We start from the raw sequence: 17570 nt of genomic DNA, 5'->3' as shown, positions 1-17570 counted from the left end.
GGACGGTATGGCCGAACCGGAAGCGGAGAGGTCGGCACGCGTCGTCAACGAGATGTCCGGCGGTGGCGTCGGGATCGTCGTGCAGGCCGGGTCGGTCGGCACGGTGCGCCTTCCCGAGGTGTCCCTTCCTCCGGTCCGCGTGCCACGGCAGTTGCCCGCCGCGCCGGTCGGGTTCGTGAACCGCCACGCGGAGCTCGAAGCGCTGGAGCGGCTGGTCGCGGGCGAGCCCGACCGTCCGGTCGTGGCGGTGGTCAGCGGGCTGGGCGGCGTCGGGAAGACCGGGCTCGTCCTGCACTGGGCGCGCCGGGTGAGCGACCGCTTCGACGGCGGCCAGCTCTACGCCGATCTCGGCGCGCTGCGGCATCGGGGCGGCGTCGACGTCGGCGATGTCGTGGGCGGGTTCCTGCGGGCGCTGGGCGTCCGGGAGGAGTGGATCCCGGCCGACCTGGCCGAGCGGACGTCCCTCTACCGCTCGATCGCGGCCGACCGCAGGCTCCTGGTCCTGCTCGACAACGTCGAGCAGCCCGCCCAGGTCACCCCGCTGGTGCCCGGCTCGGCGGGCAGCGTCGTGGTGGCGCTGAGCCGCCGTCGCCTGAGCGGTCTGCTGGTGTCGGGGGCCACTCTGGTGCAGCTCGCGCCGCTGGGGGAGAGCGCGGGCGTCCAGCTGATGGGCACCATGCTGGCCGACGGCCGGGTCGACGACGAGCCCGAGGCCGCCGCCCAGGTGGTGCGCATGTGCGGCGGGCTGCCGATCGCCCTGCGGGTCTGCGCGGCCCATCTCGCGCTGCGGCGCCGTCACGGGCTGGGACGGCTCTCGGCGGAGCTGGAGGACGAGCGGCGGCGGCTGGAGCGGCTGACCTCCGAAGGGACCCAGGTCGTGGAAGCCCTGTTCGACGACGCCTACGCGGCGCTCCCCGAGCGGACCGCCGCGCTGTACCGAGGGCTCGGCTCCCATCCGGGCCCGGAGTTCTCGCTGCCCGTCATCGCCTTCATCGCCGGTGCGACTCCCGACGGCGTCGCGCCGCTGGTGGACCAGCTCCTGGAGGCCAGCCTCCTGGAGGAGGTGGGCGACGACCGCTACCGCTTCCACGACCTGGTCAGGCTGCACGCGCGGGGCCTGGGGCAGGACGACGCCCGCCGCGTCGTCGGCTGGTATCTGGCCCGGACGAAGGCGGCCGACGCGTCCGTCATGGGCGGCCGTCTGCGCCTGGCCGCGCCGCCCGGAGACGGCCACGTCTTCGCCGACGGGAAGGAGGCGCTGGGCTGGCTGGAGTCCGAGCGCACCAACCTGCTGGCCGCCGTCCGGCTGGCGGCGCGGAGCCGGTGGGACACCGAGGTCTGGGAATTCGCCGAGGCGCTCTGGGCGCTCTACGACAACCGCGCGCATCTGGCCGACGAGCACGAGGTCGCGCGGCTCGGGGCGACGTCCGCCGCCCGAAGCGGCCATGCCGCCGCCGAGGCGCGCATGCACAACCACGTGGTGCGGGCCCTGCTCCGGGCCGGACGGCTCCAGGAGGCCGCCGAGGCGCTGCCCGAGGCGCTGGCCGCCGCCGCGCGCGGCGGGCACCGCCGGGTCGAGTCGGCGGTGATCGAGACCGCCGGGCTGGTCCGGCTCGGATCGGGCGACCACGAGGGGGCGATCGAGGCGTTCCGCGGGTCCCGGGAGATCAACGCCGCCGAGGCCAACCCGCGCGGCGTCGCGCTGCAGACCTTCCACCTGGGCATGGCGTTCGCGGACGCGGGCCGCCACGCGGAGGCGGCCGACGCGTTGCGCGAAGCGGGGGAGTCGATGGCCGGGCTCGGCGACGACCTCAGCGGGGCCAAGATCGACGCGCTGCGCGGCGAGGTGCTCGCCGCCCTGGGCCGACCGGACGAGGCGTCCGCCGCGCTGGCCCGGGCGGTGGGGGTGTTCTCCGCGCGCGACCTGCCCGACCGCGAGGCACAGGTCCTCGAGGTCCTGGCGGACGTGTCCGGCGACGCCGATCAGGCCGCGACGTATCGCCGTCGCGCGGCGGCCCTTCGGGCGATCATCGAAACCTGACCGCTAAACCAGCGGGGGGGGGTGACGTTGATGCGCACCTCCTCGGCTCCCGTTGAGACCGTCCACGTCCCGTCGAGGGGGAGACCGGCCGCGTGCCGCAGGCGGACGGCGGCGGCGATCAGCGCGACGTCGCCGCCCCGGCCGACCAGACGCGGCCCGTCCCGGTGGACGATCAGGGCGCGCTCGTCGCCCAGGGAGGCCACCGCGAGATCGGCTCCCGGGTACGCCGCCAGCACGTCCTTGGCCCAGGCGTCCGCGTCGGCCGGGGGCTCGCGCCGGACGAAGACCGCCGCGCTCTCCAGCAGCCGCCGGTCGGCCTCGATCTCCTCGACCAGGAGATGGGGGTCGTCGAGGTCGTCGCCGTCCAGCGTCGCGGGGTAGCGGTCCAGCTCCACCCGGTCGGCGCGGGCCGTCCCGGCGACGAGCACCGAGGCGACCTCCCGGTACCGGCCGGCGGGCTCGGGCAGCGAGCGCTGCCGGGGCGCCACGGGCGGCGGGTCGAGCTTCATCAGGGCGTAGAGCGCCCGCCGCAGGTCGCGAGCCCCGTTCCCCCGATTGCCCAGCGCGTCGGGGAGGTCCGCGGGAGGCCGGAGCCCGCCCAGCTGGTCGAGCAGGGGACGCCTCGGATCCAGGAGCGGCCGCCCCGCGCCGAACGCCGCCAGCGGTGAGTCCGGGGCGAGCTCCTCGGCGCCGAAGGCCGCCAGGGCGGTCGGCCGGCGCAGCGCCGCCGCGTAGTAGGTGACCGAGCCGTGGTCGCCCACGACCCAGTCGGCGGCGACCAGCGCGGCCTGCCATCCCCGCTCGGGCGGGACGAGCCGCAGCCCGGCGTCCAGCGCGTCCGCCAGCCAGAGGTCGATTTGCGGCTCGCCGTGCCGGGCCCACACGTTCGGATGCAGGATCAGCGCCGCCCGGTAGCGGTCGATCGGGAGCTGCGCCACCCAGCGGGCCAGGAGGCCGGGGTGGCGTCCGAAGAGCGAGCGCGGGCCCCAGGTCGAGCTGAAGACCAGCAGCCGCTGCCCGGGGCCCGCGCCCAGGGCGCGCCGGTACCGGTCCCGCGCGGGGAGGCTGGACGTCATCGTGTCGAAGGCCGGATCGCCGGTCACGATCGCGACGCGGGCGGCGTCCGGGCATGTCCGGCGCAGCCGGGCCAGCTGCTCGGCGTGCGAGAGCACCAGGAGCGACGGGACGACCCGCCCCCGATGCAGGAGCTGGCCGCGCGACAGCCCGGACGCCACGTCCGGGTGGCCGGTGGCCGCCTCGACCAGCCGGTTGTGCCCGACGCCGTGCGGCATCACGGCGACCGGCGCCTTCAGCCGGTGCAGCGCGCCGTTGGCCGAGGCGGTCAGCGCCAGGTCGAACCGCGTCCGCACCGCCCGCCGCCACGGGACCACGCGCATCCCGTGCAGGAAGTCGGGGAGGCCGCCGCCGAACGCCGAGCCCGCGCTGACGGTGAACGACACCTGGACCCGGAGGTCGCCGTCGAACACGGGCAGGACATCGAGCAGCCGGGACGCCGAGGTCACGGTTCGCACGACCGCGAGGACCTCGCGCTCGGCCTCGATCGTGCGCCACCCCTGCCCCGCGCCCCTCCGCCTGCCGAACACGATCGCCTCTCACCTCGCCGCGAGCCGCCCAACCCTATCCGGACCGCCCCCGCGCGCGGACGGACCTGGTCGGCAGCGGGGCGCCCCTCGGATGTGCGGCGCGTTTTCCCAGGTCGTGGAGCTGATCATCGCTCCGGGCCGCTCGCGGTCAGGACTGTTCGGCCCTTGTGCGGGTAAAGCGCGGCCATGTGGCGGCAAACGGAGGAGGGGCAATGGTCATCGTCGGAGTGATCGCGGTCTGTGTGGTTCTGCTCGTGCTGGCGTTCTTGCTCCCGAGGCTCTCGCGCCATCCTCAGCGGGGCGCGCAGCGCGCACTCGGGGTGGGGTCGCGCGCGGGATCGTCGGCCCCGGGCAAGCTGGGGCGGCTGCTGAGCAAGCCGTTCCGCAGCTCCTCGCGTGCCGTGGGCCGCAGCGGCTCGGCCGGGCGCCGGGCCCGGGGGCGGATGCCGTTCTGATCCTCGTTCAGAGCCCGGCGGCCAGGGCGGCGGGGCGGCGGAGCCGTCCCTCCGCGTGGTCGTCCACCAGGTGGCGGACGGTCTGCTGGGCGCACTGCTTGTTGGTGCCGATGAAGCCGGTGGGGCCGCGCTTGATCCAGCCGGTGGCGTAGACGCCGGGCAGCACCGGGCCTTCCGGCTCGGTGAGGACGCGGCCCTCCGCGTTTGGAATGACGCCCCGGGCCGCGTCGAAGGGGACGCCGGGCACGGCGGTTCCCCGGTACCCGATCGAGGTGAGCACCAGGCCGGTGTCGAGGATCTCGGACGCTCCCGTCGGCTCGACGCCGCCGGACGCGTAGGCGTTGCGGCCCAGCTCGATCCCCTGGGCGCGGCCGTCGCCGAGAAGGGCGAGCGGGGACGACAGGTAGCGCAGCACGACGCGCTTCCCGGCGCCGGAAGGGGAACGCTCCGCCAGGTCGCGGAGCAGCCTGGTCTTCTCGGACGTGGCGTGGTCGAGCGGGCGCTCGGGTCCCTCGGCCAGGTCGCCGGGGTCCAGAACCAGGTCGATGCCGGGGGTCTCCATGAGCCCGACGAGTTCGGGGAGGGTGAAGGCCGACTCGGCGATGCCGCGCCGCGCCGCGATCACGACCTCCTCCACCCGGCTCCCGCGCAGGGCGGCCAGGGCGGGACGGGCGATGCTCGTGGCGGCCAGCGCGCCCGGGTCGGCGGTGAGGATCCGCGCGACGTCCAGGGCGACGTTGCCGTTCCCGATGATGACCGCCCGCGGGTGGGACAGGTCGAAGTCATGGTCGGCGTGGTCGGGGTGGCCGTTGTACCAGGCGACGAACTCGGTGGCGGTGCCGGCCAGCTCCCGGCCGGGGACGTCGAGGCGGCGGTCCGAGGACGCGCCGACCGCGTAGATCACCGCGTGGTGGCGGTCCAGCAGGTCGTCGTGGGTGAGGTCGCGGCCGATCTCGGTGTCGTAGACGACCCGGAGCGCGTCCTGGGCGACGATCCGGTCGAAAAGCTCGGTGACCCGGCGGGTCTTGACGTGGTCGGGCGCGACGCCCGAGCGGACCAGCCCGTAGGGGGACGAGAGCCGCTCGTACAGCGTGACGCGCGCGTCCGGGCAGGTGAGCACCTCGTCGGCCGCGTAGATCGCGGCCGGGCCGGTCCCGACGACGGCGACGTCCAGCGGCTCGCGGCCCGCGGGAAGCGAGAGCGGCGGCGTGACGGGAGCCAGCAGCGGGCGCGGCGGCGCGTCGCGGTAGTAGCCCGCGTTGATCTCGACGAACGGCAGCTGGGCGGGCCCGAGCCGGTCGTGCGGCGCGATCGCCTCGACGGGGCACGCGCTGACGCAGGCGCCGCAGTCGACGCAGGCGACCGGGTCGATGTAGAGCATGTCGGAGGTGTGGAAGTCCGGCTCGTCCGGGGTGGGATGGATGCAGTTCACCGGGCAGGCGTAGACGCACGAGGCGTCGCCGCAGCACGACTGCGTGACCACGTGGGGCATGAAAGGGGTCCTCGGGTCAGGCGACGCGGGCCGGGCGGTGCGGCTCGCCCCGGAAGCGCGACGGGCGGCCGTCGATGTGGCAGGCCTTCCACACGGCCCTGGAGACCGGGTTCATCAGCCCCAGCTCGTGGGCGAGCATGCGGACGTCGCCGAAGTACTCGCGCATGATCGCGCGCGACTCGTCCCGCCGCCAGAACGCCTCGCGCATCACCTTGCGCGGGATGCCGTACTCCTTGGCGAGCCGTCGCGGCGGCGCCATGATGGCCCCGGCCAGCCAGCGCATGATCAGCGGGTAGGCGATCGAGGTCACGCCCCGTCCGAGACGGGTCTGGCGGGCGACGTGCTCGTTGAGGAAGCGGTGCGCGAAGGAGATGTGCCGGGCCTCCTCGGCGATGTGGATCTCCATGGTGCGCAGCAGCACCGGGGGACGGTCGGCGCCCTCCCGGATGACGCTCTTCTGGAAGTGGTCGATCGGCTCCTCGCCCGCCAGGATGCCGATGAAGAAGATGACCGGCAGGTAGGCACCCAGGTGCCAGAAGTGGGAGGTCGCCCGGTAGGGCGCCTTCATGCCCGGGACGTCGGCCCCGATGCGGTTGACCAGCTCCTGGAACATCTGGATGTGGTTGCACTCCTCGGTCATCTCGTGGAGGCAGTAGCGGAACTCGGGCGACCCGTTGGGCAGGCGCATCGCGTACTGCATCATCCCGCGGATCAGCACGCTCTCGAAGGCCAGCCCGACCTTCTGGACGTTGGCGATCCGCCACAGCCCGATCGCGATCTTCCGGTCCTCCGGCAGCGCCCGGTACCAGGGGTGGGCGCCCAGCGGGTCGCAGTCCGGCAGGATCCAGCGGGGGTCGGACGGGTCCACGGCGAACTCGGGGGAGTCCCAGGGGATGTCCAGATACGGGTCGAACCGCCGGTGGACCGATCCGTTGGACAGGGTCCGCAGGAACTCGCCATATCCCGTCGACTGCGCCATCCCGGACCTCCCAGTACGTTTACACTTACTGAGGGAACTGTAAATGCCGGGGAATCCGGGGTCAATGTGACGTGGCTCTACAATCGGCTCATGTCCAGCCAGGCCGGGGAGATCCGCGCGCGCATCCTCGACGCCGCGGCCGACTGCCTGGCCGAGGGCGGGTTCGCCTCCAACCGGCTGCTGTCGGTGATCGCGCGCCGGGCCGGGCTCTCCCGCCCCACGCTGTACAAGTACGGCGGCACGCTCGACGAGATCAAGGACGCGCTGATCGAGCGCGAGCTCACCGCCTTCCTCCAGCTGATCGAGCCCGCCATCGACGAGGCGGAGTGGGACGCCGACTACGTCGTCGACCTGCTGGTCCTGCTGGTCGGCCACGCGCGCGGCCACCGGCTGCTCGGCGCCGCCGTCCGCGACGTGCCCGACCTCGTCCTGCCCCTGTTCACCACCCACGCCGACGTGACCGTGGCCCGCGTCACCGCACTGGCCGGGCCGATCGTCCAGCGCAAGATCGACCGCGGCGAGTTCCCGCCGATCGACGCGGCGGTCCTCATCGACGTCCTGACCCGGTTCGTGCTGTCGCTGGTGCTGGTCAACAGCGCGGTCGACGCCGACGACCCCGAGGCTCTGCGCCGCTACCTGCGCACGGTCATCGGATTCACCGCGCTGCTGCCCGGACGGGACGGCGTGCCGTCCCCGTCGATGTCGTAGATCACATATCGGGGCGAAACTCTAAAAGACGATCGTGTGTGTATACGATTGGCGCCCGTTACCGGGGGGCGACGCGGCTCCCGACCGACGTCCCGAGGATGCGAACCATGGCCGTCCCCCTCCAGGAGAACGACCCCAGGCAGCTCGGTGGCTACTGGCTGGCGGCGCGGCTGGGCGCGGGCGGCCAGGGCGTGGTCTTCGAGGGATACGACGACCGGGGGAACCGGGCCGCGGTCAAGGCCCTGCACGGCGACGCCGTCAACGAAGTGGTCCGCCACGGGCTGCGCAAGGAGCTGGCCACGCTCCAGCGCGTCGCGTCGTTCTGCACGGCCCGCGTCATCGCCGCCGACCTCGACCACACGCCGCCCTACATCGTCAGCGAGTACGTCGACGGCCCGGACCTCCAGGGCTGGGTCGACCGCACCGGCGCCTACGCCCCCGACGACCTGCACCGCCTCGCGATCGGCATCGCGACCGCCGTGTCGTCCATCCACCGGGCGGGCGTGATCCACCGCGACCTCAAGCCCGCGAACGTCCTGCTGGGCCCCGACGGCCCCCGCGTCATCGACTTCGGCATCGCCAAGACCGAGGAGATGTCGCGCAGCGCCACCGGCATGATGAAGGGGACCCCGCGCTGGATGTCGCCCGAGGCCTTCCGGGGCCAGAGCGCCACCCCCGCCGTGGACGTGTGGGCCTGGGGCGCGGTCGTGCTGTTCGCCGCGACCGGGAAGCCGCCCTTCGACGGCGACACGCTCCCCACCCTCATGCACCAGGTGCTCAACCACCGGCCCGACACCGGGGTGCTGGCCGAGCCGCTCCGCTCGCTGGTGGAGGCCGCGCTCGACCGCGACCCGGCCGAGCGTCCCAGCCCGGAGCAGATCCTCGCCGGACTGATCGGCGGCGAGACCCGCGACCCGCTCCAGGCGGGCGAGCGCGCGGCCGCCGAGACCACCCGGCCGTCGATGGCGATGCCGCCGTCCCTCACCGCGCTGGCCGAGCAGGCATACGGGAGGCTCGACCCGCACGCTCAGGAGGCCGTCCCGCGCATCCTGCTGCGCATGGTCGCCACCGGGCCCGGCGCCCAGGACACCCTCCGCCGCGTCGACGTCGGCGAGCTCGCCGACGCCGACACCGACCAGTCGACCCTCCAGCGCGTCCTGCGCAGCTTCGGCGAGGCCGGGCTCATCTACGGCGACGGCGGCGCCGTGGGCATCGGGACCCCCGCGTTCCTGCGCGCCTGGCCCCGGATGCGCGACTGGGTGGAGTCCGAGCGCGACGGCCTCAACAGCCACCACGCCCTCGCCGACGCCGCGCGCCGCTGGAACGCAAACGGGCGCAAGCCCGCCGACCTCTACCAGGGCTCCACGCTGGACGAGGCCCTCGACTGGGCGAGCACCGGACGCCGCCGCCTCACCCTCAACCCCACCGAGCGGGCGTTCCTGGACGCCTCGGTCGGCCAGACCCGCAGCCGCGCCCGGCTCAAGACCGCCGTCACCGCCGCGCTGACCGTGCTGCTGCTCGTCGCCACCGCGACCGGCGCGACGGCCTTCGTCCAGAGCCAGAACCTCAGGGAGACCAACAAGACCGTCGCCCGGCAGCGCGACGCGGCGGTCGGCCGCCAGGTGGCGGCGCAGGCCGTCCAGCTGCGCCGCTCGGACCCCGCGCTGGCCCGGCGGCTCGCGGTCGCCGCCGCGTCGCTGTCCGGCGGGCCCGACGTCCACAACACCCTGCTCACCCTGTGGTCGCAGTGGGAGCAGGGCATCTACCGGCCGCCGAGCGTCGACCCGGGCGCGGACAACGGGTGGAAGGTCGAGACCCCGTCCGGCCTCGGCCCCTACGTCTGGTGGAAGGCGAACACGATGGTCTTCGCCGACCCCGGGACGCGGAAGGTCACGCGCACCGTCAACGTCCCCGGGGCCCCGCTCAAGGGCTCCCAGCTGAGCCTCGACGGCAAGAAGCTGCTGACGCTGCAAGAAGACCAGAGCCTCGTCCTCTGGGACACCGCCACGGGAGCCCGCACCCCGGTGAGCCAGCGGCACCCCGCCGGGGTCGGCCTCGGCCTCAGCCCCTCGGGCACCCGCCTCATCGTGTCGGGACGGGGCCAGGTCAAGATCTTCGACCTGGCCTCGGGACGGCCGCTGTTCGGCGCCAAGGGCCAGTTTCGCAACCTCGCCCTCTCCCCGGACGAGCGGACGCTCGTCGGGGCGCGCATGAACGGCAAGAAGCGCGACACCCTGGTCTGGTGGGACCTCCCGACCGCCAAGGAGGTCAAGCTCAACATCCCCTATTTCGCGACCGTCGTGGAGACCTACTTCGACCTGGCCTTCAGCCCCGACGGACGGTTCTTCGCGGCCCGCGACAAGGACCGCATCACGATCGTGGACGCCCGGACCCGCGCCGAGCTGACCGACATGAAGCTGCCGCCCAAGCACGACGGCACCGACCTGGCCTTCAGCCGCGACGGCGAGTACCTCGCCTCCGGCATGGCCCTGTGGCAGACCCGCGACGGCGGCTTCGTCCCGCTCATGCGGTACAAGCCCGACGACTACTGCTACAACAACCAGTTCAGTGCCGACGGCACCAGCCTGCGCTGCGTCGACACCCAGGAACGGGTCCGCTCCATCGACATCGGCGCCTTCGTCCGCCCGGTCAAGGTCGCCGAGCAGTACTCCGAGCTGACCCTCAGCGCCGACGGGAGCACGCTGGCCGCGACCCAGCCGAACGGCCTCCAGATCTGGAACACCGCCAACGCCGCCAAGCGCGAGCTCCTCCCGATCCAGCTCAAGAAGGGCTCGCCCGGCGAGCGGATGGCCCTCTCCCGCGACGGCGCCAAGCTGGCCCACCTGCGCAACGAGGGCCTGGTCGACATCTGGGACGTCCGGGCCAGGGCCAAGCGCGCCACGGTGAACCTCGGCCCGCTCCCGGCCAACTCGCTCGGGCGCCCGCAGCCGTCCTTCTCCCCGGACGGCAAGGCCCTGGCGACCCTGACCCCGGCCAAGACCCCCGACGGCACCCTGACCGCGCCCCAGTCCAGCCCCGCCACGCTGCGGTTCTGGGACACCTCCAACGGCCGCCAGATCGGCGAGGCCCGCGCCAAGCGCCGCGACCCCGCCTCCGACGACACCAGCAGCAACCTGCGCATCGTCTGGAGCCAGGACGGCAAGCGCGTCGTGTCCGCCAACGACCTCGGCGTGGTCGAGTTCCCCTCGGGCAAGACCCTCGCCGAGCCCAACGCGCTGGCCACGACCGTCCAGGCGATCAGCCGCCAGGGCACCGTCGTGACCGTCCAGGACCGGGTCTCCCAGCGCTCCCTGAACTTCTGGGACGTCAGGAACCTCAAGCAGATCGGCAACGCCGTCTCCGCGCCCGGCAGCAAGACCCCGATCGCCGCGTTCTCCCCGGACGGCACCCTGCTCGCCACGTCCGACCTGAAGGGCAACCTCGACCTCTGGGACGTCAAGAACCAGCGCCGCTTCGGCCTCTCCCTCACCGGCCGCACGCCCGGTTCGATCGACGCCGAGGTCGACTCGCTGGCCTTCAGCGCCGACGGCACCCGCCTGTACAGCGTCAGCGGCGAGGACGGCAAGCTCGTCACCCACCTCGTCGCCCCCGCCCCCCTCAAGGCCGCGCTCTGCAAACAGGTCGGCGGCCTCACCAAGCAGGAATGGACCCAGCACATCCCCGACCTCACCTACCGCAAGACCTGCTAACCGATGTCGCGCCCCATCTCGTGGGCGCCGCCGGTCGCGGAAGGCCGTTTGCCGGAGCTGGCCGCGTTCAGCTCCGCTGTTCGATGAGCTGGTCCAGGCCCGAGAGGATCCGGTCGAGCCCGAAGGACCAGCCGTTGTCGGGCGGGGCGTCGCGGAGGTCGTCCACGGCTTCGAGGATGTGGTGGAAGCGGTCCGCCCGGCCGCGCAGCAGGTCACCGATCGCGGGACGGGCGCGGCGGTCGGCGGTCCACGGCTGGGTTCCCGAGGTCATGGCGGCCTGGGTGTTGCGGATGTGGCCGCTGACCAGGAACACCGCGTCGATCCGCTCGGCACCGCTGAGCGGCGTGCCGACGAAGGCGCCCAGGGCGCTCTCGGTCCAGCCGATCTCGCGGGGGCCGAGAGCGCGCTCCCCGGTCGTCGCGGTGGGCAGCCACGGATGCCGCCGCCAGGTCTCGCGCATCGCCTCGGCCCAGCGCTCGATCCGCGGCCGCCAGCCGCCCGCGATCCGGGTGAGGTCGGGCGCGTCGCCGACGGCCGTCTCGATCATGACGGCGGTGAGTTCGGCCTTGTTCGCCACATGGCGGTAGAGCGCCATCTTGGTGACGTCGAGGCTCGCCGCGACCCGTTGCATCGACACCGCGGCCATGCCGTCGGCGTCGGCGACGGCGATGGCGGCGTCCGCGATCCGGTGCACCGTCAGGACGAGCCGGGGCGCCCTGGCCGGACGTTCGTCCAGGCCCCAGAGCAGCTCGGCGCTGGTCGGTTCGCTGCCTTCGGCCGCCGTCATCGGTTCCCCGTCCGTATTGCTTCCGCTCAGATTCAGTGTCTACAGTACGCCATGTGTCCGCCGGACACTTCCATCAACAGACCCGGAGGTCTCCATGTCTTCGCAACGCACGAGGGCCGGGGTCGCGGCCGCGGTGGTGGGCCTCACGCTCGCCGCGGGTCTTCCGGCGGCCCACGCCGCCGCCGACCCCGCGCTCGTCATGACCGCGAGCGGGCCCGTCCGCGGCACCGTCGCCGACGACCACCGCTCCTTCCAGGGCATCCCCTACGCGGCGCCGCCCCAGGGAGACCTTCGCTGGCGCTCGCCCCGTCCCGCCGCGCCGTGGACCCGGACCCGCGACGCCACCAGACCCGGCGACCGCTGCGCGCAGAGCGGGCTGGCCAAAGTGACCGAGGACTGCCTCAACCTGAACGTCACCACGCCGCGGGGCGCGGGCCGCCGCGGTCTCCCGGTGATGGTGTGGATCCACGGCGGCGGCTACCAGTTCGGCGGCGGCGACCAGACCGACCCCCGGGCCATGGCCGCGCGCGGCGACGTGGTCGTGGTGACCCTGAACTACCGGCTCGGGGTGTTCGGCTTCCTCGGGCATCCGGCGCTGGGCGGGGCGTCCGGGAACTTCGCCCTGGAGGACCAGCAGGCCGCGCTGCGCTGGGTGCGGCGCAACGCCGCCGCGTTCGGCGGCGACCCGGGCAATGTCACGATCTTCGGCGAGTCCTCGGGCGCGCGCAGCGTGTGCGCCCAGCTGGTGGCGCCGGGCGCGGCCGGGCTGTTCCACCGGGCGATCGTCCAGAGCGAGCCGTGCACGCAGACGGTGTGGCCGGGCGCCGACGGCTCGCCCGATCCGGCGCCGCCCGGCTTCCCCAGGCCGCGCGCCGTCGCGTACCGGCAGGGCCAGCAGATCGCCGCCAAGGCCGGCTGCCCCGACCCGGCCACGGCGGCGTCCTGCCTGCGCGACCAGAAGCCCGAGGTGCTGCTGGAGAAGCTCGGCCTGGACTACGCGTGGCCCGGTCCGGTCTTCGGCGGCGGGGTGCTTCCCGAGGATCCCGCCGTGGCGATCCCGGCCGGACGGTTCGCCAAGGTGCCGGTGATGCACGGCATCACCCGCGACGAGTACCGCATCGCGACGGGCTTCACCCCGATCGACGACGCGTCCTACCCCGGATTGGTGGAGAAGTTCGTCGGTGCCGGCAAGGCTCCCGCCGTCCTCGCGCGCTACCCGCTGGGCAAGGACGCCCCGGCCAACCTGGTCTGGCCCGCCGTGGTCACCGACGCCGTGTACGCCCGCCCCGCGATCGACACCGGCCGGGCGTTCGCGCGGCACGTCCCGACCTACGCCTTCGAGTTCGCCGACCGCGACGCGCCGTGGATGTCGGGCATGCCCAAGCCCGCGTTCTCGACCGGCGCCTATCACACGTCCGAGCTGCAGTACCTCTTCAAGACCGAGTCCTACGACCAGCCGCTCAACGCGGGCCAGCGGCGGCTGTCGGAGCAGATGATGGGCTACTGGACGCGCTTCGCCCGCACCGGCGACCCCAATGGGCACGGCAGCCCCTGGTGGCCGCGCGCTCGGGGCGGCGTGGACCGCGCCCAGTCCCTGGCCCCCGATGACATCCGCCAGGTCGACTTCGCCCGCGAGCACAACGTCCGGTTCTGGCGCTCGATCACCGGGTGACGATCAGGCGCAGGCGGGGCGGGGTCATGCGGTGCGCCAGGGCCCTGAGCTTGATCACGTCGTGCACGTTGACGGTGGCGTGCACGGCGGCCGGGATCAGCAGGCTGCTGGTCTCGGTGTAGGCGATGGTCGAGACCAGGGCGAGACCGGCGGTGGCGGTCACGCGCACCCGTCCTCGGTGCAGGTTGGCCAGGACGAACACCGCCGCCGCCGCGAGGGCCGCCCGGTCGGCCGCCAGGCCCGCGACCCCGATGAAGAAGGCGATGAGCAGGCCCCGGTACAGCAGCTCGTAGTAGATCCCGGCCGTGACGGCGGCGCCGAGCGCCCAGCCGCGGTCGAGGCGCCCATCGCCCTGGTCGCCCCGGGCGATGGGCGTCGCCTCGAACAGGCTCGGCACGGGGCGTCCGCTGGACGCGCGGCGCCGCTGCCAGACGCCCATGCCGGTCGCGACCAGCGCGACCGTCGCCGCCGCCAGCAGGACGGCGAACTCCAGCCGGCTGCGGCGCGGCCAGGCGATTCCGACCTCGGCCAGGCTCACCCCCGGCCCGGCGGCGACGGTGACCAGCACCAGCGCGATGACTGCCCCCTGTGCGGCGAGCGACCGCCGGTGGTAGGCGGTCACGCCCGGCCGGAAGCGCTCCCGCAGGGCCAGCAGCAGCTCGCCGAGCGAGGCGTAGGCCACCAGGACGGACGCGAGCAGCAGCGAGACGCCGGTGAAGGACGGGGACATCACATCGAGAGGCATGCGAATCCACGGTAACGACGGGCCGTCCCGGCGTCCGGGCACCCGCCGGGAGGCTCCCGGACCCTGGCGCGGACCTTGCGGCGGATTGGCGCTCGGCCGGACGGGTTACGCCCAGGGGCACCGCCCATTGCCCCCGGGTGACCGGAACCGCCGAGAAGGATTGAACGGCCAGCCATGGGTATCGCCCTCCCCGTCCGGTCCTCAGAGAAGGGAGAACCATGAGCGACAAGGCCGACAACGTGGTGGAACTGCTGCTGGCGCAGCACGAGGAGATCCGCCGCCTGTGCTCGATCGTCGAGAAGAACAGCGGCCAGGTCCGCAAGGAGGGGTTCGATCGGCTGCGGCATCTGCTCGCGGTCCACGAGACCGCCGAGGAGGAGATCGTCCACCCGTATGCCCGCCGCGCGCTGGGCGACGGCGACAAGGTCGTCGACGCGCGCCTGGAGGAGGAGAACACGGCCAAGCGGACGCTGAGCGAGCTGGAACGGCTCGACCTCGACTCACCCCAGTTCCAGGCGCTGTTCGTCCAGTTCCACAAGGACGTCGAGGAGCACGCCCGCCACGAGGAGCGCGAGGAGTTCCCGAAGCTGGCCGACCGGGCGAGCCCTCAGGAGCTGCGCGGCATGGTGACGGCCGTCAAGGCCGCCGAGGCCGTCGCCCCGACCCATCCGCACCCGGGCACCGAATCGGTCACCAAGAACGTCGCCCTCGGGCCGCTGGCCGCCGTCGCCGACCGCACCCGCGACGCGATCCGCAAGGCCCGCGGCTGAGCGAGCCGCCCGTCGCGCGCGATGGCGCACGCGACGGGCGTCGCCGCGGCGGCTAGGGAACCTGGCGCTCTTCCCTGCGGGTGCTCCCCGCGAAGGCGCGCCGGGCCAGCAGGACGCCGAGCGCGATCATGCCGAGGCCCAGGACGAAGTGCAGCCAGTCGTCGGCGGTGTTGAACGGGACGAAGTTGGCCGTGTCATGCCGCCCGACCACCAGCCCGTAGAGCCACAGCGCCAGGTAGATGACACCGCCGCCCACCAGGAAGAGCTGCGCCGTCCGCGCCGCGCGCGACATCGCCAGCCCCGCGAGCCCGAACAGCAGGTGCACGATGTTGTGCAGGATCGAGACGTTGAACAGCCCGAACAGCTTGGCGTCGGACTCGTGGCCCGCGAACTTCATGCTGTCGTAGTCGGTGGTGATCCCCGGGATGAACCCGAGGATGCCGATGGCGAGGAAGACCGCGCCCACGGTGAGGGCCGCCAGGCACAACAGCGATCTGGTCGCCGTGCCCTCCTTGGACCCGATGATCTGATGATGCATCGCTCACTCCTCCCAGACGTGACCGATCATGCTGCCCGAGGCTTACCCTCGGTTCGGAAGAACATGCAGAGCGTCACCCTCCGCGTGGACGAATCGGGACGTGGTTGCGGAGACGAAGATCGTCCGGATACGGGGTGAAATAGGACTGGTCGCGGAGCCAGTCCTGCGCCTTCTCGTCGAGCGCGTGGTGCCGCACCAGCGTGACCGGGACGCTCAGCGGCACCAGCCCCGAGCGGTAGGCCGCGATGACGTCCAGGACGTGCCGCCTCGGGACGTCGTCCATCGGCGCCATCCCGACGCAGTGGTGCAGCACGTTGACGTTCTTCCCGACCGTCGCCTTGCGGGTGAGGCACGTTCTGAACGCCGCGGCGTACGCGGCGGCGAGCTCGGCGCGCGGCGTGGCCCCGGCGCGGGCCACGATCCGGCCCACGCCGCGATAGACCGACGGGTCGTGGGCGAGCAGCTGGAGCTTGTGCCGGGTGTGGAACTCGACCAGGTCGCGGGGGCGCCACTCGCCGTCCAGCAGGTTCCGCAGGCGCGCGCCGGCGAAGATCCGCTCGGCGAACTCCTCTCTGAGCACGGCGTCGCGCAGGCGTCCCTCGTCCTCGACCGGAAGAAGGGGATGCGCGTCGATGACGATGCCCGCGAACATCCCCCGATTGCGGCGCTCGGGCGGACGCCCCTCGCCCGCATGGACCGGGACGCCGTGGATGCCGCACGTCGGGCTCTTGGCCTTGAACACGTACCCGTCCACGGCCAGGTCGGCGGCCCGCTCGGTGGCCAGGGCGGTCATCCGGTCGGTGAGGTCGACGCCGGTCTTGCTCGTCCTGAGGCGCGGGCCGTCCTGCGCGCTCTCCAGCCGGACGGTCTCGCGCGGCGCCCCGAGACCCGCCTCCATCTCCGGGCAGACGCGGACCCAGTCGACATGCCGGTCGAGGGTGTCGGTGAGGAAGCGGTCGCGGCTGTGGCCGCCGTTGTAGCGGACGGGCTCGCCGAGCAGGCAGCTCGACACCGCGACGCGGGGGCGGGTCACGTCATCGACCTCCTGACCGTCTCTTGGAGAGATAATCTACTCAAAACTTATTCATACAGGCCCGCGAGAAGCAACACCCACGCCTGGATCTCTGGGTCAGAGCGTGTCGAGGATGTGGCGGACGGCCTCGTCCAGGGAGTGGACGCGGGCGACGCGAGCGGGCAGGCCGGAGTGCCACCCGGGCCCTCCGACGACGAGCCTGGACGGTGGCCGCACCCGGGGAAGGTCCGCCAGGGGCGCGGGGTCACCGGTCTCGGCCTGGCTCGACCAGACGAAGACGACGGCCGGGCCGAGCGTCCGCATCGCCTCGGCCAGCGCGGAGTAGGGCGTGCGCGCGCCGAGGATCCGGGTGCCGATGCCGTGGTCGGTGCCCAGCACGGCGGCCAGGGCGTAGATCGGCAGGCTGTGCTGCTCGTCCCGCGCGCAGGCCAGCAGCACCGGCCGCCCGTTCACCGGGCGGGCGGGCTCGCCGACCAGCGGATGCAGCGCCGCCAGCAGCCGGTCGGAGAACAGATGCTCGGCCGCGACGCAGCCGCCGTCGCGTTCCTGCCGGGCGACGATCGCCTCGAACACCGGCAGGACGAGGTCGTTCCACGTCCGGGCGACCCCGTTGCGGGCGATCCCGGCCGCCAGGCCGCCCGCGACCCCGCGCCCGTCGAGGGCCAGTGCGGCCCGCGCGAGCATCGCGGGCGAGGGCACCCGGCCCGCGACGGCGGGCGTCCCGGGCGGCTCCTCGGCCTCGTCGGGCACCGGCCGCGTCAGCACCGTCCGCGCCGCCTCGGACGGCGGCAGCCCCGACCCGACCAGCCGTTTCATGGACTCCAGCCGCCGCAGGTCGGACGCGTCGTACCGGCGGTGCCCGCCCGCGCTCCGGCGGCTGGGCCCGACGCCGTAGCGCACGTTCCACGTCCGCAGGGTGTTCGCGGGCACCCCGATGAGCCGGGCCACGGCGCCGATGCCGTACCCCGGCTCCGCAGCGGTGGCCGGGCCGTCGTGATCCATGTTCACGCCATTGTTTCGGAGATCGGTGCCGTTC

The 17570-nt window shown here is 73.4% G+C and carries 14 protein-coding genes; 6 read left to right on the top strand and 8 right to left on the bottom strand.

Annotation, left to right across the window (positions count from 1 at the left end; genetic code table 11):
* Positions 1 to 7 precede the first annotated feature (7 nt).
* A complete protein-coding gene (locus tag ACQPY4_RS33325) occupies positions 8 to 2041 on the top strand; it encodes an NB-ARC domain-containing protein (RefSeq protein ID WP_433327771.1) in 2034 nt (677 codons plus the stop codon).
* Here ACQPY4_RS33325 and ACQPY4_RS33320 read toward each other — a convergent pair.
* Positions 1984 to 3645: a translation initiation factor IF-2 gene (locus tag ACQPY4_RS33320; protein WP_433327769.1), complete on the bottom strand. Its 1662-nt coding sequence runs from the start codon at positions 3643 to 3645 to the stop codon at positions 1984 to 1986. The genes ACQPY4_RS33325 and ACQPY4_RS33320 overlap by 58 nt on opposite strands.
* Before the next feature lie 212 nt (positions 3646 to 3857).
* Here ACQPY4_RS33320 and ACQPY4_RS33315 point away from each other — a divergent pair, with 212 nt between their 5' ends.
* Complete coding sequence (locus ACQPY4_RS33315) at positions 3858 to 4100, top strand: DUF6411 family protein (RefSeq protein ID WP_433327767.1); 243 nt, start codon at positions 3858 to 3860, stop codon at positions 4098 to 4100.
* 7 nt (positions 4101 to 4107) lie between these two features.
* Here ACQPY4_RS33315 and ACQPY4_RS33310 read toward each other — a convergent pair whose 3' ends face one another.
* Entirely contained in the window at positions 4108 to 5592 is a 1485-nt protein-coding gene (locus ACQPY4_RS33310; protein ID WP_433327765.1) for an FAD-dependent oxidoreductase, read from the bottom strand.
* A 16-nt stretch (positions 5593 to 5608) separates the two neighbouring features.
* Positions 5609 to 6571, bottom strand: a complete 963-nt coding sequence (locus ACQPY4_RS33305) for an AurF N-oxygenase family protein (RefSeq protein WP_433327763.1) — start codon at positions 6569 to 6571, stop codon at positions 5609 to 5611.
* Between the two features lie 90 nt (positions 6572 to 6661).
* Here ACQPY4_RS33305 and ACQPY4_RS33300 point away from each other — a divergent pair, with 90 nt between their 5' ends.
* Together ACQPY4_RS33300 and ACQPY4_RS33295 are read left to right on the top strand one after the other, a co-directional pair.
* Positions 6662 to 7279 (top strand): TetR/AcrR family transcriptional regulator, encoded by a 618-nt coding sequence (locus ACQPY4_RS33300; protein WP_433327761.1) that lies wholly within the window; start codon positions 6662 to 6664, stop codon positions 7277 to 7279.
* A gap of 107 nt (positions 7280 to 7386) precedes the next feature.
* Positions 7387 to 10989, top strand: a complete 3603-nt coding sequence (locus tag ACQPY4_RS33295; RefSeq protein WP_433327759.1) for a protein kinase domain-containing protein — start codon at positions 7387 to 7389, stop codon at positions 10987 to 10989.
* Between the two features lie 67 nt (positions 10990 to 11056).
* On the opposite strand, the gene ACQPY4_RS33290 is transcribed toward ACQPY4_RS33295, so the two are convergent.
* On the bottom strand, positions 11057 to 11776 hold the full coding sequence (locus ACQPY4_RS33290; protein ID WP_433327757.1) for a TetR/AcrR family transcriptional regulator: 720 nt from the start codon (positions 11774 to 11776) through the stop codon (positions 11057 to 11059).
* A gap of 94 nt (positions 11777 to 11870) precedes the next feature.
* Between ACQPY4_RS33290 and ACQPY4_RS33285 the strand changes: the two genes are divergently transcribed.
* The gene (locus tag ACQPY4_RS33285) at positions 11871 to 13448 is read left to right on the top strand and encodes a carboxylesterase/lipase family protein (protein WP_433327755.1); all 1578 of its coding nucleotides are present in this window, start codon (positions 11871 to 11873) and stop codon (positions 13446 to 13448) included.
* Here ACQPY4_RS33285 and ACQPY4_RS33280 read toward each other — a convergent pair.
* Positions 13438 to 14193, bottom strand: a complete 756-nt coding sequence (locus ACQPY4_RS33280) for a CPBP family glutamic-type intramembrane protease (RefSeq protein WP_433327753.1) — start codon at positions 14191 to 14193, stop codon at positions 13438 to 13440. The genes ACQPY4_RS33285 and ACQPY4_RS33280 overlap by 11 nt on opposite strands.
* 218 nt (positions 14194 to 14411) lie before the next feature.
* Here ACQPY4_RS33280 and ACQPY4_RS33275 point away from each other — a divergent pair, with 218 nt between their 5' ends.
* Positions 14412 to 14963, top strand: coding sequence for a hemerythrin domain-containing protein (locus ACQPY4_RS33275; protein WP_433327751.1), 552 nt, complete (start codon positions 14412 to 14414; stop codon positions 14961 to 14963).
* Positions 14964 to 15015: 52 nt separating this feature from the next.
* Here ACQPY4_RS33275 and ACQPY4_RS33270 read toward each other — a convergent pair whose 3' ends face one another.
* From ACQPY4_RS33270 to ACQPY4_RS33260, 3 genes are all read right to left on the bottom strand, one after another.
* Positions 15016 to 15501, bottom strand: a complete 486-nt coding sequence (locus ACQPY4_RS33270; RefSeq protein WP_433327749.1) for a DUF4383 domain-containing protein — start codon at positions 15499 to 15501, stop codon at positions 15016 to 15018.
* A 73-nt stretch (positions 15502 to 15574) separates the two neighbouring features.
* Entirely contained in the window at positions 15575 to 16534 is a 960-nt protein-coding gene (locus ACQPY4_RS33265; protein ID WP_433327747.1) for a YbgA family protein, read from the bottom strand.
* Between the two features lie 96 nt (positions 16535 to 16630).
* The gene (locus ACQPY4_RS33260) at positions 16631 to 17536 is read right to left on the bottom strand and encodes a MerR family transcriptional regulator (RefSeq protein ID WP_433327745.1); all 906 of its coding nucleotides are present in this window, start codon (positions 17534 to 17536) and stop codon (positions 16631 to 16633) included.
* Between the last annotated feature and the right edge of the window lie 34 nt (positions 17537 to 17570).

The sequence above is a fragment of the Spirillospora sp. CA-294931 genome (assembly GCF_050946795.1).
In the GTDB taxonomy this organism is placed as follows: domain Bacteria; phylum Actinomycetota; class Actinomycetes; order Streptosporangiales; family Streptosporangiaceae; genus Spirillospora.
This window is presented reverse-complemented; position numbering and strand designations above follow the sequence as displayed.